Below are 16,859 nucleotides of genomic sequence, written 5' to 3'. Positions count from 1 at the left end.
TGCCCCTTTTCACGCTGCCGTCAGCCCGGTCAGGCGGAGTATCAGCCCGGCAAGAGCCGCCAGGGCAATAACGTGCGTAACCTTCCATTTTAATCGGAAAAGCGCAAACGCAGCGGCGACGGCAATCAGGGCTGCAGGGATATCGATCCCTCCCTTTGCGCCTTCCGGCCATACGGTATGCCAGATAAAAAACAGCCCCAGATTAACAATGACGCCCACTACGGCCGCAGTGATGGCGGTTAACGGTGCCGTGAAACCGGCCTTGTTGTGGGTCGTTTCGATAAACGGCCCGCCTGCCAGCACGAAAATGAAGGACGGGAGAAAGGTAAACCACGTCACCATGCAGGCGGCAACGGCTCCGCCGACAAACAGCATATCCGCGCCAAAAACAGCATGGGTATACCCACCAACAAATCCGACAAAGGTCACCACCATAATCAGCGGGCCGGGCGTGGTTTCTCCCAGCGCCAGCCCGTCCATCATCTGCCCGGCAGTCAGCCAGCCAAAATTGGCGACAGCACCCTGATAAACGTATGGCAGGACGGCGTAGGCCCCACCGAAGGTAAGGAGCGCAGCCTTGGTAAAGAACCAGCTCATCTGCGTCACCGGATGCGCCCAGCCCAGCCCCAGCGTCAGCACCGTCATGGGAATAAGCCAGAGCAGTGCGCCCGCCGCCACAATCCTTAACAGTTTCGCCCAGCTGAACAGGGCATGCGCCGGTACGGGCGTATGATCGTCAATAACCGCAGCTCCACCAGCGGCTTTCTCCTGTTTGTTATGTCCGCTGCCGCTGTGAAATTTTTCCGGCGCGATGCGTCCGCCGATATAGCCAGTTATCGCTGCTGAAATAACGATGACAGGGAAAGGTACGTTCAGGGCGAAAACGGCCACAAATGCCGCAGCAGCTATAGCCCAGTGGGCACCGTGCTTCAGCGCACGGGACCCGATGCGATGCGCCGCCTGCAGCACGATTGCCGCCACGGCGGGTTTAATGCCGTAAAAGATACCGGCAATAATGGCAACGTCTCCCCAGGCGATATAGATCCACGACAACGCGATAAGAATAAAAAGCGAAGGAAGGATAAATAACAGCCCGGCGATCACGCCACCCCACGTTCTGTGCATCAGCCAGCCGATGTAGGTCGCAAGCTGCTGCGCTTCCGGACCGGGCAGCACCATACAGAAGTTGAGTGCGTGAAGGAAACGCGACTCGGATATCCAGCGCCGGTTCTCGACCAGCTCCTGGTGCATGATAGCTATCTGTCCGGCGGGCCCGCCAAAGCTGATAAACCCCAGCTTGAGCCAGAACCAGAACGCCTCCTTCAGGGGGATCGGCGAGGGCTTAACGTTTTCCTCTGCCAGCGTCAGCGACTCCGTTTTGTTCATCATGGCCGGACCTCATTTCAAACGTCGTTAACAGACCATCAAACAGCGAACAGGCCGCTGCGAGTAATGTGTCATCATCCGTAATGCTTTCACGCAATCCTGCCAGTACACTTTCAACGCCAGCCGCTTCGGGAGGCTGAACCCCGCCAACATCAAGGTAATGCACCAGCATTGCCGGACCATTCAGGGCATCCCCCGTCAGCCCGAAGCGGACCATCAGTACTTCAAAGGTCACCCGATTGTCGATGTGGCTGAAGGTCGCCCCATCAAAATCAAACCCCACCGCCGCTGTCGGGCAATCATTGCCATCCTCAAGCCAGAGAAACTGCGCATCAGGATCGATAAAACGCCGTATAAGCCAGGCGCTGGCAAGCCTGTCAATCCAGGGTCTGCGTCGGGTTGCCCAGATCCGGTTGTGGAAATCCTCAGGCATCAGTTGTGTCAGCTCGCCGCTGACGGCGTGGGGCTCGCCGGGAGAGATGAACCTGTTAATGCCTGCTTCCAGTTCCGTCAGGCTAAAGACGGCCTGCGCCTGCGCTTCACCAGGAAAGAAATCAATCGCCACAATCCGATCCAGCTCGCGCCGAAGTTTTCTCACCACCTTCAGCTGGCTGACGGCGGTTTCCTCATCCAGGTCGTTTTTACACACCTGTAGCCTTTCCAGCAGGGCCATGTACTGCTGAGAGCGATCAAATAACGGGCGGATTTCCTCTTCTTCGGGCGTTGCAGCGTTAAAAACAAAAGCCGCACCCCCCTCATCGCGGATTTCACGACTTATATCGTTAAAGATCTCTTGGCCCTGTTGCGCTTCAGGCAACAGATAAACGCCGTCGCGCAGCATGGCGGCACCGGTGTTTTTTAATGCCCGCCAGACACGCATACGCAACGTGGCCTGCTGAGTGGGCAGCGTCAGGATAAGAATATGTAGTTTCATGATGTAGAGATTAATACATCATGTAGAATTTGCTACGAATAATTTTTTATATGCATATAACAATGGGGGGCCATCCAAAAAGAGAGCCACTAAAATGTAATACCGCTTGCCAGGCACACCGCTATTCTCTACTCTTTCCACATCCCCCCGGGGGGGATATGGAAAGCCAGGAGAGTTTCTGATGCTAAGCATTCTTTCTGATCGTTCATACCGCCACCTGTTTATGGCGCAAATAATTGCCCTTATCGGTACCGGTCTGGCGACCGTTGCGCTGGGCCTTCTGGCCTACGATCTGGCGGGCGACAGGGCCGGGGCCGTTCTGGGAACGGCGCTGGCGATTAAAATGAGTGCTTATATTCTGGTCGCCCCGGTTGCCGCCGCCTTCGCTGATAAATTTCCCCGCCGCACGATGCTGGTTACGTTGGATCTGGTGCGGGCTATGGTGGCTTTTGCACTGCCTTTCGTGACCCAAATCTGGGAAATTTATATCCTTATTTTCATTCTGCAATCGGCGTCAGCCGCGTTTACGCCAACGTTCCAGGCCACGATTCCTGATATCCTCCCGGACGAGCGTGACTACACCCGGGCGCTCTCGCTCTCCCGGCTGGCCTACGATCTTGAAAGCGTCATCAGCCCCATGCTGGCAGCCGCACTGCTGACGGTGATGAGTTTCCACAATCTTTTTGCAGGCACCGCCGTCGGTTTTCTCGCTTCCGCCATTCTGGTTGTCTCAGTCACCTTGCCCAGAATGCAGGCGCTGACTGTTCATCGCACCATTTACGATAAAACCACGCGCGGGATGCGCATCTTCCTGAAAACGCCAAGGCTGCGGGGGTTGCTGGCGCTGAATATGGCCGTTGCAGCGGCCAGCGCGATGGTGATCGTCAACACCGTGGTTCTGGTGCAGGCCGACTTTGGTTTCTCACAGCGCTCCACCGCGATTGCGCTGGCGTTCTTTGGCGTGGGGTCGATGATATCGGCGCTGATACTTCCGCGTCTTCTCGACAAAATAAGTGACCGGATGCCAATGATGGTCGGAACCGGTTTACTGGTTGTTGGCCTTGGGCTGGGTATTTTCCTTAAGGATTATTTTACGCTGGTCGTGCTCTGGGCTTTGCTGGGCGTTGGCTACTCGCTTTCCCAGACGCCATCCGGGCGTTTATTACGCCGCTCATCAACACCGGAAGACCGGCCTGCACTGTTTGCCGCTCAGTTTGCCCTGTCACATTCCTGCTGGCTGCTTACCTATCCGCTGGCCGGATGGGTAGGGGCAACCTGGGGAACTCAGGCCTCTTTTATTGCGCTTACCATTGTGGCGGCGTTCTCTCTGTTAACCGCCGTGCTGATCTGGCGTCCGGAACACGAGGTTTATTCGCAGTTGCACAGCCATCAGGATGCTGACGCGAAAACGGAAATAACCCATGAGCATGATTTCGTTATTGATGACGAACATCCCTCATGGCCGAAGAGAAAAAAATAATTACCCAACGTTCGTACTATCAGGAGAGGATAAACCGATAAACAGTGTGACCCTTACGTTGATACACATTATCTTATCCCCTCCACCCGGAGAGGATAAAAATGACTGTTCACGCTTCACACCCCGACATTATAAAAAGACTTAAACGTGCCGCCGGGCACCTGAAAAGCACCATCCAGATGCTTGAAGATGAAAAAGCCTGTCTGGATATCGCCCAGCAACTTTATGCTGTGGAAAAGGCGATAACAAACGCCAAGCGTACGCTCATTCATGACCATCTCGATCACTGTCTGGAGGATGCCCTTCACGCCGATCATGCCGGGTCTGACACAACGCTTAACGAATTTAAAGAGATCACCAAATATCTTTAAGGCAAGAGAAACATGACTGATTTTTCCGCTCTGTTACAGCAAGGCGTGGCTAACGCCTGGCTGTTTATTCCCAGCGCTATTTTGCTGGGTGCGCTCCACGGGCTCGAACCGGGCCATTCCAAAACGATGATGGCCGCTTTTATCGTGGCTGTCCGGGGAACCGTTAAGCAGGCTGTTCTGCTGGGGCTCGCTGCCACCCTTTCCCACACTTCAGTTGTCTGGTTAATTGCTCTGGGTGGAATGTATATCAGCCGCAAGTTTACCGCTGAATCTGCAGAGCCCTGGTTCCAGTTGATTTCTGCGATCATTATTCTCGCTACTGCCGCATGGATGTTCTGGCGCACCTGGCGCGGCGAAAAGCTATGGAAGATGGAGCAGGAACAGGAGCATTCTCACGGCCACCATCACGATGAAACACGCGTCATCGACACCGGTCACGGCAGCGTTGAACTCTCTATCTTTGAGGAAGGCCAGCCGCCTCACTGGCGTTTACGCATGCTTAGCGGCAAAAAATGGGAAGCGCGGGATATTTCGCTGGTGACCAACCGTGGGCCGGATACTTTTTCACAGGTATTCGACTTCGTTGAAAAAGACGGTTTTATGGAATCCACCCAGCCGATCCCCGAACCGCACAGCTTCGATGTCCGCTTAACCCTGGGTCATCGCGGCCATGTGCATGACTACGACGTAGCGTTTCATGAGCACGACCACGATCACGAGCATGACCACTCGGCTCTGGAAGGTCTGGACGTGAATTCTCAGGAATATCAGGATGCGCACGAAAAGGCGCATGCGAACGATATCAAAAAGCGTTTTGCCAATCGTAAGGTCACAACCGGGCAGATAGTCCTGTTTGGCCTGACCGGCGGGTTAATCCCTTGCCCGGCAGCCATTACCGTTTTGCTGCTCTGCATTCAGGTGAAAGAGTTTACGCTTGGTGCTGCCCTGGTGCTGTGCTTCAGTATTGGCTTAGCCATTACGCTGGTTTCGGTAGGTGCGGCTGCGGCGTTTAGCGTTCGTCAGGCAACCAAACGCTGGAGCGGATTTGATACGCTGGCGCGTCGTGCTCCGTACTTCTCAAGCGTGCTGATAGCTCTTGTGGGGATATATATGGGCTATCACGGCATGACAGGCATTATGCAATAATTTTTTGAAGCGCCGATATTCACAATACGTTGTAATTCGACCTGAACATTGAGGTTCAGGTTGAGTCTTCTTAAGTATTCATGCCTTTACACTCATGCAAAGAGTCCATGTCAGCTTTAAGCTCATTACACGTTTTGGCTGTGTATTGCACTAGTACGCTGTCCTTTCCCTTAGCAGTAAAGCACTCTTCCGGAATATTGTCTGATAGTGATTAATCACAAACTATGATGCTTTTGCCACCATATGAAGCTCGCATACGCATCTCTGCTTGTACCTGTGGCAGCCCTGTTTAAAAAACCAGCAATAAAAATTTTCACATACTAGGTATTAATATAAATTTTATTAAATAACAATAACTTGTCGTTGTTTGGAATATAAGTTGGAATAATTTGTTGTAAAAAATGTGGTTGCGTTCTATCCTTCATGGTGACATTTCACAACAAATTTTTAGAGATCCTCTATGTCTTTAATCAATAAAGAAGAAGCCCATTTAGTATGCCGTCCTTACTACAACACCTTAACTTCTGTTTTCGATAATGCTTGGAAAAACTGGATTCAAAACGATATTGCCCGTCGCCTGGTCGACAAACGAGTGCGCTCGGCAGTGCTCCGAAACGATGCCTTATTTTTTTTGAAGGATCAGATTGAAGCTGCAGAAATTGAAGGTATTAAGTACGTAAAGATGCCTCATCAAGTGGGATTTTTGATTCAAGATCGCTATTTTGTGAGAATCAAAAAAGGGGACAAGAGCCTTCGCTCTTCTAACTATCCGACGCAAAGAGCATTGGATTTCCACAACCCTGAAGTTGACATGTTTGGTGGTCTGATTCGATTAGAGTTACTTTACATACTTAGTGACGACTGTGTAGGAATTGATAAAATCGTCCTTACTCAGCGCAACGGGAAATTTGTTGCATGGGCAATTGATATAACAGATGAAAATCTGTACGACTTGCCTGTACACGAGCTTGAAGTGAACATACCCCAACCTCAGCCTGTTACAAAAAGTGTTTCACCTGCGAAAAGTGTTGTGAAACCGAAACGGGTTAGAAAGACAGAACCGAAGGTAGAAAATGGTCGTGGAGATTAAGTCAGCAGCCACCGTACGCCCAGAGATGATTGAGTTGCGTCGGAAAATGTTGGGTATGAGCCAAAAGGATTTGGCTCATCGTGTAGCCCTGTCTCAAGGTACGTTGTCCAAAATTGAACAAGGGCTTAAATCTGCAACTGAAGACCAAATCCGCAGTATTGCGGAAGCGCTTAACTGTCCCGTCGAGTTTTTCATGATGTCAGAAAGGCTTTATGGTGGACCAATCAGTGCAAACCCGATGTACCGTAAAAAAGCATCTGTCAGCATGAAAGTGCTGGATAAACTTGTTGCTGAAGTGAATGTACGTATTGCTCATCTCAGAAAGCTGTTGCAGTTCGTTGAGTTCGAGCCCGAATATGAGCTCCCTTACTACGATCCTGAAGACTACGAAGAAAATATCGAACAAATTGCTCGTAATGTCCGTACTGCGTGGCATATCCCACGTGGGCCGATAAAAAACCTTGTTGAGGTACTGGAAAGAGCAGGCATCATTATCATTGATTGCGATATGGAAGATACTGGACTTTCAGGGCTAAGTTACAAAGTGGCGGGATTGCCACCATTAATCTTTATAAATAAAAATCAGCCAGTTGATAGGTACAGATTTACTCTAGCCCATGAGCTGGGTCATTTAGTGATGCATCGGGCTCCCACTCCAACGATGGAGGATGAAGCCAACGCTTTTGCTGCAGAATTTCTTATGCCCGCCTCTGATATTTATAACGATTTACGAAATATCAGTATCGAAAAAGCCGCTGCCCTTAAACCATTTTGGCGGACTTCAATGGCTGCGTTGTTCTATAGAGCAAAAACGCTAAAAGCGATTACGGCAGGTCAAAGCGATTGGATTTGGCGGCAAATGTCCATTAAACGTTACAAAATAGATGAGCCTGTCAAACTCGATGTAAACGGGGAAACACCAACATTACTGAACGCAATAATTGATCATACGAAAGACGAGCTAGGGTATGACCAAAGCGAACTTGCATCTATCTTCAATTTATTCCTTCCCGAGGTTATGCGTCTGTATGCTTTGGGAGCTCAAAACCAACATCTACGGTTGGTAAATTAATCATTTAGGGCTGAGCAATAACGCTCAGCCTTATGGTCTAACCCGCTGTTTTAATATGTAAAAATTAAACTTCTGCCAGAGAGCTAATGTTGTCGGCATACCACTGCATCATCTCCCTACGTCCCTCCAAATACTGAGCATGGTTGTAAGTCCCACGTATCGCATTCTTATCCACATGCGCAAGCTGCGTTTCAATCCACGCCGAGTTAAAACCTTCTTCATGCAGGATGGTACTCATGGTGTGGCGGAAACCGTGCCCCGTCAGCCTTCCTTTATATCCCAACAACTCAATCACTTGATTGACACTTTCCTTTGAGATGGGCTTCGTTCGATCATTCCGTCCGACGAATACTAGGGGGTATAGCCCGGTAATAGGCTTAAGTAACTCAAAGAGCTCGACAACCTGATCCGACATCGGAACAATGTGTGGTCGTTTCATCTTCATCACTTCAGCAGGGATCTCCCAGAGCCGCTTTTCAAAATTAATATCCTCCCAACGAGCAAAACGTAATTCCTGAGTTCGAACTCCTGTAAGCATGATGATTTGAGTTGCAGTCTTGGTAATAACACTCCCGGTATAGCCTGCAAGATCTCTAAGAAAGTGGGGGAGTTCTTCAGCAGTCAGGAAAGGAAAATGCGTTTTCTTTGGTGTAGCGAGGGCTGTAGCGAGATCGGGTGCAGGGTTGTATTCAGCGCGTCCGGTCACGATTGCATGACGGAATACTTCACCGCAGCGCTGTCTGACTTTGCGCATCTTTTCTAATGCACCACGCTTTTCCATACGACGAAGGGTTTCCAGCAATTCCATGGGCTTAATTTCAGCTATGGGACGCTTACCGATGTAGGGAAAAATATCCTTTTCAAAGGTATCAATAATTTCATCGCGATAACGTAATGACCAACGATCCGCTCTCAGCTGATGCCATTCACGGGCAATAGCTTCGAAGGTATTTTCATAGTTAAGCTTTTGGGCAATTTTCTCTGCTTTCTTTACTTCACCGGGATCGCTTCCAGCAGACAGCAGCTTTTTCGCAGCATCACGCTTTTCACGGGCTTGAGCGAGAGAAACCTCAGGATAAACGCCGAAAGCAAGGCGCTTTTCTTTACCCGCATAACGATACTTTAAACGCCAGTAGCGTGAGCCGTTGGTGGTTACTTCAAGGTAGAGGCCTCCACCATCAGATAGCTTGTACGGCTTCTCTTTGGGCTTGGCTGTGTCGATTTGTCTGACTGTTAGCTTCATTGGGGGCATCTCAAAATGGGGCTATAAATCATGCCCCCCATTATGCCCCCAGAACGCACTTGATTCCGGTAGAGACAGTTGACCTCGGGAGAACATAATCAGCAGTAATTGCGGGTATTATAGGGGATTTACTTGAGACAGTGGAGTTCAGTAGAGGCTAATTGGCGGAAGATCACAGGAGTCGAACCTGCCCAGGACCGCTGGCGGCCCCAACTGGATTTGAAGTCCAGCCACCTCACCGGAGATGACGATCTTCCGCGCCTCGATTGCTACATGGAGGCGGGGCGCATTATAGCTACTTTCAATCATTTACCCCATCTTTTCCCTCACTTATTTCACCCCTTTTTTGACCTGCGTTATGCCCCCAGCGTAAACCCTAAGAAAATCCTCAGCTTACATTTTCCGCCTCTGCACTTTTACCGCGATCACAAAAAACAAGAAACGTAAAAAAGTAACCAGAAAACGCAATACCTGCCCGTGGGTGAATGGTTTACAAAAAATGTAACCGGTCTCAGCGCCCTACGCGTGAAGGAAAAACAATGAAAAGCGAAGTCTTATCCGTCAAAGAGAAAATTGGTTACGGCATGGGTGACGCCGCAAGTCACATCATTTTCGACAACGTTATGCTCTACATGATGTTTTTCTATACCGATATCTTCGGCATCCCTGCCGGGTTCGTCGGCACCATGTTCCTGCTGGCGCGTGCGCTGGATGCTGTCTCCGACCCCTGCATGGGGCTGATAGCCGACCGCACCCGCAGCCGTTGGGGTAAGTTCCGCCCGTGGATACTGTTCGGGGCGATCCCGTTTGGCGTCGTCTGTGTGCTGGCCTACACCACGCCGGACCTCAGCCTGAACGGCAAAATGATCTACGCTGCCGTCACTTACACCCTGCTGACCGTGCTCTATACCGTGGTCAACATCCCGTACTGCGCCCTGGGAGGGGTGATCACCAACGACCCGACGCAGCGTATCTCCCTCCAGTCCTGGCGCTTTGTGCTGGCGACGGCGGGCGGCATGCTCTCCACGGTGCTGATGATGCCGCTGGTGAATATGATTGGTGGCGAGGATAAAGCACTCGGCTTCCAGGGCGGTATCGCAGTGCTGTCGGTGGTAGCGTTCCTGATGCTGGCGTTCTGCTTCTTCACCACCAAAGAGCGCATCCAGGTGCCGCCGAGCACCACCTCCATGCGCGAAGATCTGCGCGACATCTGGAAGAACGACCAGTGGCGCATCGTCGGGCTGCTTACCATCCTCAACATTCTGGCGGTCTGCGTGCGCGGCGGGGCGATGATGTATTACGTCACCTGGATCATGGGCTCGCCAGAACTGTTTGTCGCCTTCCTTACCACCTACTGCGTCGGCAACCTGATTGGCTCCGCGCTGGCGAAACCGCTCACCGACTGGAAATGCAAAGTCAGCGTCTTCTGGTGGACCAACGCCTTGCTGGCGGTGGCGAGCGTGGCGATGTTCTTCGTGCCGATGCAGGCCAGCATCACCATGTTCGGCTTTATCTTCGTGATTGGCGTGCTGCACCAGCTGGTGACGCCGATCCAGTGGGTGATGATGTCCGACACCGTTGATTACGGTGAGTGGACCAACGGCAAACGCCTCACCGGCATCAGCTTTGCGGGCACGCTGTTCGTGCTCAAGCTGGGGCTGGCGCTGGGCGGGGCGTTAATCGGCTGGATGCTGGCTGGCGGCGGCTACGATGCCGCAGCAAAAACCCAGAACAGCGCCACCATCAGCATTATCATCGCCCTGTTTACCCTGGTACCCGCCGCTTGCTACCTGCTGAGCGCGGTGATTGCCAAACGCTACTACAGCCTGAAGACGCCATTCCTGGTCAAAATCATGAACGATCTGGCGCAGGGCGCGCGACGTAACCAGCAGGAATTTAACACCCTGCCGGTCAGCAAAGAATTGCAGAACTAAGAGGACGAAAGCATGAAAATCAGTGATGGAAACTGGCTAATTCAACCGGGTCTGAACGTAACCTATCCGGTGCAGGTATTCGATGTGGAGCAGCAGGGCAACGACCTGGTGGTCTATGTGGCGCCACGCGACGTGCGTGAGCGCACCTGGCAGCTCGACACCCTGATGTTCACCGTGCGCCTGTTTGCGCCGCAGGGGGGGATTGTCGGGGTGCGTATCGAGCACTTCCAGGGGGCGCTGAATAACGGCCCACACTATCCGCTCAACGTGCTGAAAGACGTTAACGTGCAGATTGAAAACAACGCGGAGTTTGCCGAGCTGAAAAGCGGCAACATCAGCGTGCGCGTCACTAAAGGCGAGTTCTGGTCGCTGGATTTCTTCCGCGACGGCCAGCGCATCACCGGCAGCCAGTTGAAAAACAATGGCTACGTGCAGGACGGTAATACCGATCGCAACTACATGTTTGAGCGTCTGGATCTGGGCGTGGGTGAAACCGTCTACGGCCTGGGCGAGCGCTTTACCGCCCTGGTGCGCAATGGCCAGAAGGTCGAGACCTGGAACCGCGACGGCGGTACCAGCACCGAAAAGTCGTACAAAAATATCCCGTTCTACCTCACCAACCGCGGCTACGGCGTGCTGGTAAACCACCCGGAAAACGTCTCCTTTGAAATCGGCTCCGAGAAGGTGTCGAAGGTGCAGTTTAGCGTCGAGGGTGAATATCTGGAGTACTTCGTCATCGACGGCCCGACGCCGAAAGAGGTGCTCAATCGCTATACGCAGTTCACCGGGCGTCCGGCGCTGCCGCCAGCGTGGTCGTTCGGGCTGTGGCTCACCACTTCATTCACCACCAACTACGACGAAGCGACGGTGAACAGCTTTATCGACGGCATGGCGGAGCGCGACCTGCCCCTGCACGTTTTCCACTTCGACTGTTTCTGGATGAAGGCCTTCCAGTGGTGCGACTTCGAGTGGGACCCGGTCACCTTCCCGGACCCGGAAGGGATGATCCGCCGCCTGAAGGAGAAAGGGCTCAAGGTCTGCGTGTGGATCAACCCGTACATCGGCCAGAAATCCCCGGTATTTAAAGAACTGAAAGAGAAGGGCTATCTGCTGAAACGTCCGGATGGCTCCCTGTGGCAGTGGGATAAATGGCAGCCGGGGCTGGCGATCTACGATTTCACCAATCCGGAAGCCTGTAAATGGTACGCCGACAAGCTGAAAGGCCTGGTGGAGATCGGCGTCGACTGCTTTAAAACCGACTTTGGCGAGCGCATCCCGACCGACGTGAAATGGTTCGACGGTTCCGATCCGCAGAAAATGCACAACCATTACGCCTACATCTACAACGAACTGGTGTGGAACGTGCTGAAAGAGACGGTGGGCGAGGAAGAGGCGGTGCTGTTCGCTCGCTCGGCCTCGGTGGGGGCGCAACAGTTCCCGGTTCACTGGGGCGGCGACTGCTATGCCAACTACGAATCGATGGCCGAAAGCCTGCGCGGCGGGCTGTCGATCGGGCTCTCCGGATTTGGGTTCTGGAGCCACGATATCGGCGGATTCGAAAACACCGCCCCGGCGCATGTCTACAAACGCTGGTGCGCGTTCGGGCTGCTCTCCAGCCACAGCCGCCTGCACGGCAGCAAATCCTACCGGGTGCCGTGGGCGTATGATGACGAGTCCTGCGACGTGGTGCGCCACTTCACCCAGCTGAAATGCCGGATGATGCCGTACCTCTATCGCCAGGCGGCGCTGGCCCGCGAGTTCGGTACGCCAATGCTGCGCGCGATGATGCTCGAGTTCCCGGACGATCCGGCCTGCGACTATCTCGACCGTCAGTATATGCTGGGCGATGCGGTGATGGTGGCGCCGGTATTCAGCGAGGCGGGCGACGTGCAGTTTTACCTGCCGGAAGGGCGCTGGACGCATCTGTGGCATAACGATGAATTGCAGGGCAGCCGCTGGCACAAACAGCAGCACGATTTCCAGAGCCTTCCGGTCTACGTGCGCGACAACACCCTGCTGGCGCTGGGTAACAACGACCAGAAACCGGACTACGCCTGGAACGAAGGTACCGCCTTCCAGCTGTTTAACCTGGCCGATGGCGCCACGGCGGTAAGCGAAGTCCCTGCGGCGAACGGTGCCGTGGCCTTTACCCTGACCGCGATGCGCAGCGGTGATACCATAACGTTAAAAGGGAGCGGCGAAGCGCGGAACTGGACGGTCTGCCTGCGCAATGTGCAGCGGATTAGCAGCGTGAAAGGCGCATCCAACATCGGCAGCGAGTGGGGCGTGGTGGTGAAAGCCGAAGGGGATGAGGTAGTGGTTCACCTCTGAGTCGTCTGGAAAAGCCCGGCGGCGCGTTGCTTGCCGGGCCTACGGATCGTGCATGCTGTGGGTTTTGTAGGCCGGGTAAGGCGAAGCCGCCACCCGGCAATGCAGTACGGTCTGATGCCCGGTGGCGCGTTGCTTGCCGCGCCTACGGATTGTGCATGCTGTGGGTTTTGTAGGCCGGGTAAGGCGAAGCCGCCACCCGGCAATGCAGTACGGTCTGATGCCCGGTGGCGCGTTGCTTGCCGCGCCTACGGATTGTGCATGCTGTGGGTTTTGTAGGCCGGGTAAGGCGGAGCCGCCACCCGGCAATGCAGCGCGCTCTGATGCCCGGTGGCGCTGCGCTTGCCGGGCCTACGGGTCGTGCATGCTGTGGGTTTTGTAGGCCGGGTAAGGCGAAGCCGCCACCCGGCAATGCAGTACGGTCTAATGCCCGGTAACGCTGCGCTTACTGGGCCCACATTATGGTGCGGGTGGTGGTGCCACCGTATTCACCGCCCCGCCCGTCATCGTCTGGGTCACCTGTTGCTTATCCATATTTACCGCATTCAGCTTGCCGTTAACCGTCGGTTTTAACGGGGAATCTTTCTGCACGTTGCCGCTGGCGGTGAGCTGAAGGTTGCCGTCGCCGGACACCGGCAGCGCTGGCCAGCCCCACTGCTGGATGATGTTCAACGGCACGCCGCGCCCGGTCAGATTAACGGTAGTCTGGCGCACCGGGGTCTGCGACACGCTGGCCTTCGCTTCCAGGATCCCTTTCTCGGTAAAGGCGCTCAGTTCATTGATGGCAATTGTCGAGGCGTTGGCGGTAAGCGACAGCGACGGACGACGCACGTCCACGCGATTAAAGGTGGCGGCCGCACCGTTCAGGGTGGCAGTGCCTGACCAGACTCCCCACTCACGATCTTTCGCCAGTTGCAGGTTGGTGCCATAACCATCGAGAGCGGTGATCTGCCACGGGAAGGTGGCGTCGACATCGATCACCAGGTTCCGGCTCAGGCCAAATTTGCGCAGCGTGACGCTGTGCAGCCATTCCGGCAGGGTCGTCATCCACTGCGTTTTCCAGTTCTCCGGCAGGGTGTATTCCAGCCCGGCGACGGCGACATCATCCAGCACCAGCGCTTTACCACTGCGCAACCAGTTGCCGGAGGTGCGCACCATTCCGCCTTCCCAGCGCGAAGTGAACTGGCGCAGGGCGATCCCCTGCGGGGAGAATTCAGCGTTCAGGATCGGGTCGAACAGATGCAGTGAACCGTAGATAAACTCGCTGGCGTTCATCGACAGGCGGCCATCCTCACTCTGCCAGTCGCCCTGGCTCAGGGTCAGGTTGCGCAGGTTTAAATCGAGATCGGTGACCGCCCAGTCCGGCCCCTGCAGGCGGGCGTCGGTCACGTCGAGGCGGCCAATCTGCAACGACGGCAGCGTGGTGATGGGAGCGAAGAAGTCGGCAAGGGATTTATCGCTCTGCAGGCGGATCTCATTCAGGCGCATGTTGTCCACCTTCCAGCCGCCGTTGGCGTCGCGTCGCGCGGTGCCGGTGAGCGAGCCCCGGGCCATGTCTGCGCCGATGGTGGTCAGCACCACCTCTTTATCGTTCAGTTCACCTTCAATCAGCACGTTGCTGGCCGGTACGCCGTTCAGCGTCAGCGACCCGGCGCTGATCTGAATCTGCGCTTTTTTACCCAACACGTTGCCTGCTTCAGGGTCCCAGGGGCGCACGCCGCCGGTCACCTTCTGGGCGCTCAGATCCCACTCGGTATTGGGGCTGTTAAACGCCATGTTGTTCAGCAGCAGGCGATCGGCCTGGAAGGGGAGCGGGGCAGTCTGGGGCGAGAGGTTCAGCGTGCCGTCAAACAGGGTGATGGTATCCATGTGCAGCGGATCGGTGAGCTGGCGGCTGCTCACGCCGATATCCACCATTTTGGCGACCAGCGTCGCGGGTTGGCCATCGCGCCCGAAGGTGACGTTTTTCAGCACCAGGTGCGTGGGCGACGAGAAACGGTGATCCATCAGGTCGAAATTGAGTTCGTAATCGGTGTTTACCGTGATCCAGCTGCTGACCTGCGCCGCTCCCCAGCGGGTTTGTACAAGGATATAGAGCGCGAGGATCGCAATAAGCAGAACGGCCAGAATACCGACGAGAAGCTTTCCAATAAATTTCATGGTCTTCCATCACGTAAAACGAACATAAAGGAGTTATGCACGATTTATACGCAATGCTCAAGGCGGGAATGGTGTAATTACGTGTCACGGCAGCAGTTGCCTGCTGCCGTGAAAGGCGATCAGTTCTTTTCTGGCGGGAAAATCAGGTTCAGGACGATAGCGGTGATCCCACCGGCGGCGATGCCGGAAGAGAGCAGGTTCTTCACCCAGTCCGGGGCAAACTGCAGGATCAGCGGCTGCTGAGAAACACCCAGACCCACTGCCAGCGACAGGGCGATGATCATGATAGCGCGGCGGTTCAGCGGCTCGCGGGAGACGATACGCACGCCCGATGCCGCGATGGTGCCAAACATCACCAGCGTTGCGCCGCCCAGGACCGGCTCAGGAATGTGCTGCACAAAGCCGCTCACCGCCGGGAACAGGCCCAGTAAAACCAGCATCAGCGCCACGACAAAGCCCACGTAGCGGCTGGCAACGCCGGTCAGCTGGATAACGCCGTTGTTCTGGCCGAAGCAGGAGTTCGGGAAGGTGTTGAACACGGCGGAGACAAACGAGTTCAGACCGTTGGCCAGGACGCCGCCTTTCAGGCGCTTCATGTACAGCGGGCCAGAGACCGGCTGTTCAGAGACGTCAGAGGTCGCGGTAATGTCGCCGATGGTTTCCAGCGAGGTGATCATAAACACCAGCATCAGCGGCAGCAGCAGGCTCCAGTCAATGCCCAGGCCGTAGTAGAGCGGCGTCGGCACCATGATCAGCGGGCTGTCGGTCGGCGCGGCAGACTGCGGCAGCATACCCATCGCCCAGGCGGCCAGGTAGCCAGCCGCCATGGCGATCACCAGCGAGGCGACGCGCAGGTACGGGTTACGCTGACGGTTAAGCAGAATAATGATTGCCAGCACGATGCCCGCCAGCAGCAGGTTTTTCGGGGCGCCGAAGGTGTGGTCGTTCATCGCCGCGTAGCCGCCGCCGATGGAGGTCAGACCCACCTGAATCAGCGACAGGCCGATAATCATTACCACTACGCCGGAGACCAGCGGGGTAATAATGCGGCGCGCCAGGTGCAGAACGCGGGAGATCACCATCTCGGTGCAGCTTGCCAGCATCAGGGTGCCGAACAGTGCCGCCATCATTGTTGGTACATCCGCGCCGCCGGTTTTCAGCGCCGTACCGCCCATGATCAGCGGGGCAACAAAGTTAAAGCTGGTGCCCTGAATCGACAGCAGACCGGAGCCCACCGGCCCCCGGGCTTTAATCTGAATGATGGATGCTACGCCCGAAGCAAACAGTGACATGCTGATAATGTGCTGGGTGTCCTGCGCCGGTAAACCGAGGGCCTGACAGATCAGCAGGGCTGGGGTAATAACGGCCACAAACATCGCCAGCAGATGCTGACAGGCGGCAAACAAGGTCTGCGCCAGCGGCGGGCGGTCTTCAAGACGGTAAATCAGTTCACTGTTTTGCGGCTGCGCAATCGGTTGCGCATCCTGCTGTTCAATGGCGTTAACGGACATCTGCTGCGAACCCCTGGAGGAAAAGCGGGCATTTTAGCCGAGTGGATGAGAAAAGCAAACGATTGCTAACAAAAAACGTTGATAAATTCACCCGTCCAGGACGGCTTTTTCTGTCCTGATGCGGCAAAGTTCATTACACTCCTGCTCCCGATTGCGCTAATAACACGCAAACGTTACAGGAAAACGCGCATGTTGATGGAGCAC

At 54.7% G+C, this 16,859-nt stretch carries 12 protein-coding genes and 1 tRNA gene; 7 read left to right on the top strand and 6 right to left on the bottom strand.

The genetic code is table 11. From position 1 onward, the window contains the following. Positions 1 to 9: 9 nt before the first annotated feature. The gene (chrA, locus tag DVA43_RS17230; protein WP_369798191.1) at positions 10 to 1,386 is read right to left on the bottom strand and encodes a chromate efflux transporter; all 1,377 of its coding nucleotides are present in this window, start codon (positions 1,384 to 1,386) and stop codon (positions 10 to 12) included. Next, positions 1,343 to 2,320, bottom strand: coding sequence for a chromate resistance protein ChrB domain-containing protein (locus tag DVA43_RS17225; protein ID WP_210406682.1), 978 nt, complete (start codon positions 2,318 to 2,320; stop codon positions 1,343 to 1,345). Before DVA43_RS17225 ends, chrA begins: the two co-directional genes overlap by 44 nt. A gap of 181 nt (positions 2,321 to 2,501) precedes the next feature. Here DVA43_RS17225 and DVA43_RS17220 point away from each other — a divergent pair, with 181 nt between their 5' ends. The 5 genes from DVA43_RS17220 (at position 2,502) to DVA43_RS17200 (ending at position 7,479) form a co-directional block, all read left to right on the top strand. Further along, a complete protein-coding gene (locus tag DVA43_RS17220; RefSeq protein WP_023336536.1) occupies positions 2,502 to 3,800 on the top strand; it encodes an MFS transporter in 1,299 nt (432 codons plus the stop codon). A 101-nt stretch (positions 3,801 to 3,901) separates the two neighbouring features. Beyond that, entirely contained in the window at positions 3,902 to 4,171 is a 270-nt protein-coding gene (locus DVA43_RS17215; protein WP_023336537.1) for a metal-sensing transcriptional repressor, read from the top strand. Positions 4,172 to 4,183: 12 nt separating this feature from the next. After that, positions 4,184 to 5,317 (top strand): nickel/cobalt efflux protein RcnA, encoded by a 1,134-nt coding sequence (locus DVA43_RS17210; RefSeq protein WP_023336538.1) that lies wholly within the window; start codon positions 4,184 to 4,186, stop codon positions 5,315 to 5,317. 460 nt (positions 5,318 to 5,777) lie between these two features. Continuing rightward, complete coding sequence (locus tag DVA43_RS17205; protein WP_023336539.1) at positions 5,778 to 6,407, top strand: hypothetical protein; 630 nt, start codon at positions 5,778 to 5,780, stop codon at positions 6,405 to 6,407. Next, entirely contained in the window at positions 6,391 to 7,479 is a 1,089-nt protein-coding gene (locus DVA43_RS17200; RefSeq protein WP_074398706.1) for an ImmA/IrrE family metallo-endopeptidase, read from the top strand. Before DVA43_RS17205 ends, DVA43_RS17200 begins: the two co-directional genes overlap by 17 nt. A 64-nt stretch (positions 7,480 to 7,543) precedes the next feature. On the opposite strand, the gene DVA43_RS17195 is transcribed toward DVA43_RS17200, so the two are convergent. Both DVA43_RS17195 and DVA43_RS17190 read right to left on the bottom strand, forming a co-directional pair. After that, positions 7,544 to 8,722 carry an integrase arm-type DNA-binding domain-containing protein gene (locus DVA43_RS17195; RefSeq protein ID WP_114316249.1) on the bottom strand — a complete coding sequence of 393 codons (1,179 nt, stop codon included), beginning with the start codon at positions 8,720 to 8,722 and terminating at the stop codon, positions 7,544 to 7,546. A gap of 162 nt (positions 8,723 to 8,884) precedes the next feature. After that, positions 8,885 to 8,979, bottom strand: a tRNA-Sec gene (locus tag DVA43_RS17190). Between the two features lie 282 nt (positions 8,980 to 9,261). Between DVA43_RS17190 and DVA43_RS17185 the strand changes: the two genes are divergently transcribed. Together DVA43_RS17185 and yicI are read left to right on the top strand one after the other, a co-directional pair. Then, positions 9,262 to 10,656 (top strand): glycoside-pentoside-hexuronide family transporter, encoded by a 1,395-nt coding sequence (locus DVA43_RS17185; RefSeq protein ID WP_114316248.1) that lies wholly within the window; start codon positions 9,262 to 9,264, stop codon positions 10,654 to 10,656. 12 nt (positions 10,657 to 10,668) lie between these two features. After that, positions 10,669 to 12,987 (top strand): alpha-xylosidase, encoded by a 2,319-nt coding sequence (yicI, locus tag DVA43_RS17180; protein ID WP_114316247.1) that lies wholly within the window; start codon positions 10,669 to 10,671, stop codon positions 12,985 to 12,987. A gap of 456 nt (positions 12,988 to 13,443) precedes the next feature. On the opposite strand, the gene DVA43_RS17175 is transcribed toward yicI, so the two are convergent. Beyond that, a complete protein-coding gene (locus DVA43_RS17175) occupies positions 13,444 to 15,144 on the bottom strand; it encodes an AsmA family protein (RefSeq protein ID WP_114316246.1) in 1,701 nt (566 codons plus the stop codon). 119 nt (positions 15,145 to 15,263) lie between these two features. Then, a complete protein-coding gene (locus tag DVA43_RS17170) occupies positions 15,264 to 16,655 on the bottom strand; it encodes an NCS2 family protein (protein ID WP_114316245.1) in 1,392 nt (463 codons plus the stop codon). Positions 16,656 to 16,859 lie beyond the last annotated feature (204 nt).

The organism is Leclercia sp. W6 (assembly GCF_003336345.1).
Taxonomy (GTDB): domain Bacteria; phylum Pseudomonadota; class Gammaproteobacteria; order Enterobacterales; family Enterobacteriaceae; genus Enterobacter.
This window is presented reverse-complemented; position numbering and strand designations above follow the sequence as displayed.

Bases quoted from the DNA above. Each gene is read 5' to 3' on its own strand.
- chrA (WP_369798191.1), bottom strand. From the start codon at position 1,386: ATGAACAAAACGGAGTCGCTGACGCTGGCAGAGGAAAACGTTAAGCCC.
- DVA43_RS17225 (WP_210406682.1), bottom strand. From the start codon at position 2,320: ATGAAACTACATATTCTTATCCTGACGCTGCCCACTCAGCAGGCCACG.
- DVA43_RS17220 (WP_023336536.1), top strand. From the start codon at position 2,502: ATGCTAAGCATTCTTTCTGATCGTTCATACCGCCACCTGTTTATGGCG.
- DVA43_RS17215 (WP_023336537.1), top strand. From the start codon at position 3,902: ATGACTGTTCACGCTTCACACCCCGACATTATAAAAAGACTTAAACGT.
- DVA43_RS17210 (WP_023336538.1), top strand. From the start codon at position 4,184: ATGACTGATTTTTCCGCTCTGTTACAGCAAGGCGTGGCTAACGCCTGG.
- DVA43_RS17205 (WP_023336539.1), top strand. From the start codon at position 5,778: ATGTCTTTAATCAATAAAGAAGAAGCCCATTTAGTATGCCGTCCTTAC.
- DVA43_RS17200 (WP_074398706.1), top strand. From the start codon at position 6,391: ATGGTCGTGGAGATTAAGTCAGCAGCCACCGTACGCCCAGAGATGATT.
- DVA43_RS17195 (WP_114316249.1), bottom strand. From the start codon at position 8,722: ATGAAGCTAACAGTCAGACAAATCGACACAGCCAAGCCCAAAGAGAAG.
- DVA43_RS17185 (WP_114316248.1), top strand. From the start codon at position 9,262: ATGAAAAGCGAAGTCTTATCCGTCAAAGAGAAAATTGGTTACGGCATG.
- yicI (WP_114316247.1), top strand. From the start codon at position 10,669: ATGAAAATCAGTGATGGAAACTGGCTAATTCAACCGGGTCTGAACGTA.
- DVA43_RS17175 (WP_114316246.1), bottom strand. From the start codon at position 15,144: ATGAAATTTATTGGAAAGCTTCTCGTCGGTATTCTGGCCGTTCTGCTT.
- DVA43_RS17170 (WP_114316245.1), bottom strand. From the start codon at position 16,655: ATGTCCGTTAACGCCATTGAACAGCAGGATGCGCAACCGATTGCGCAG.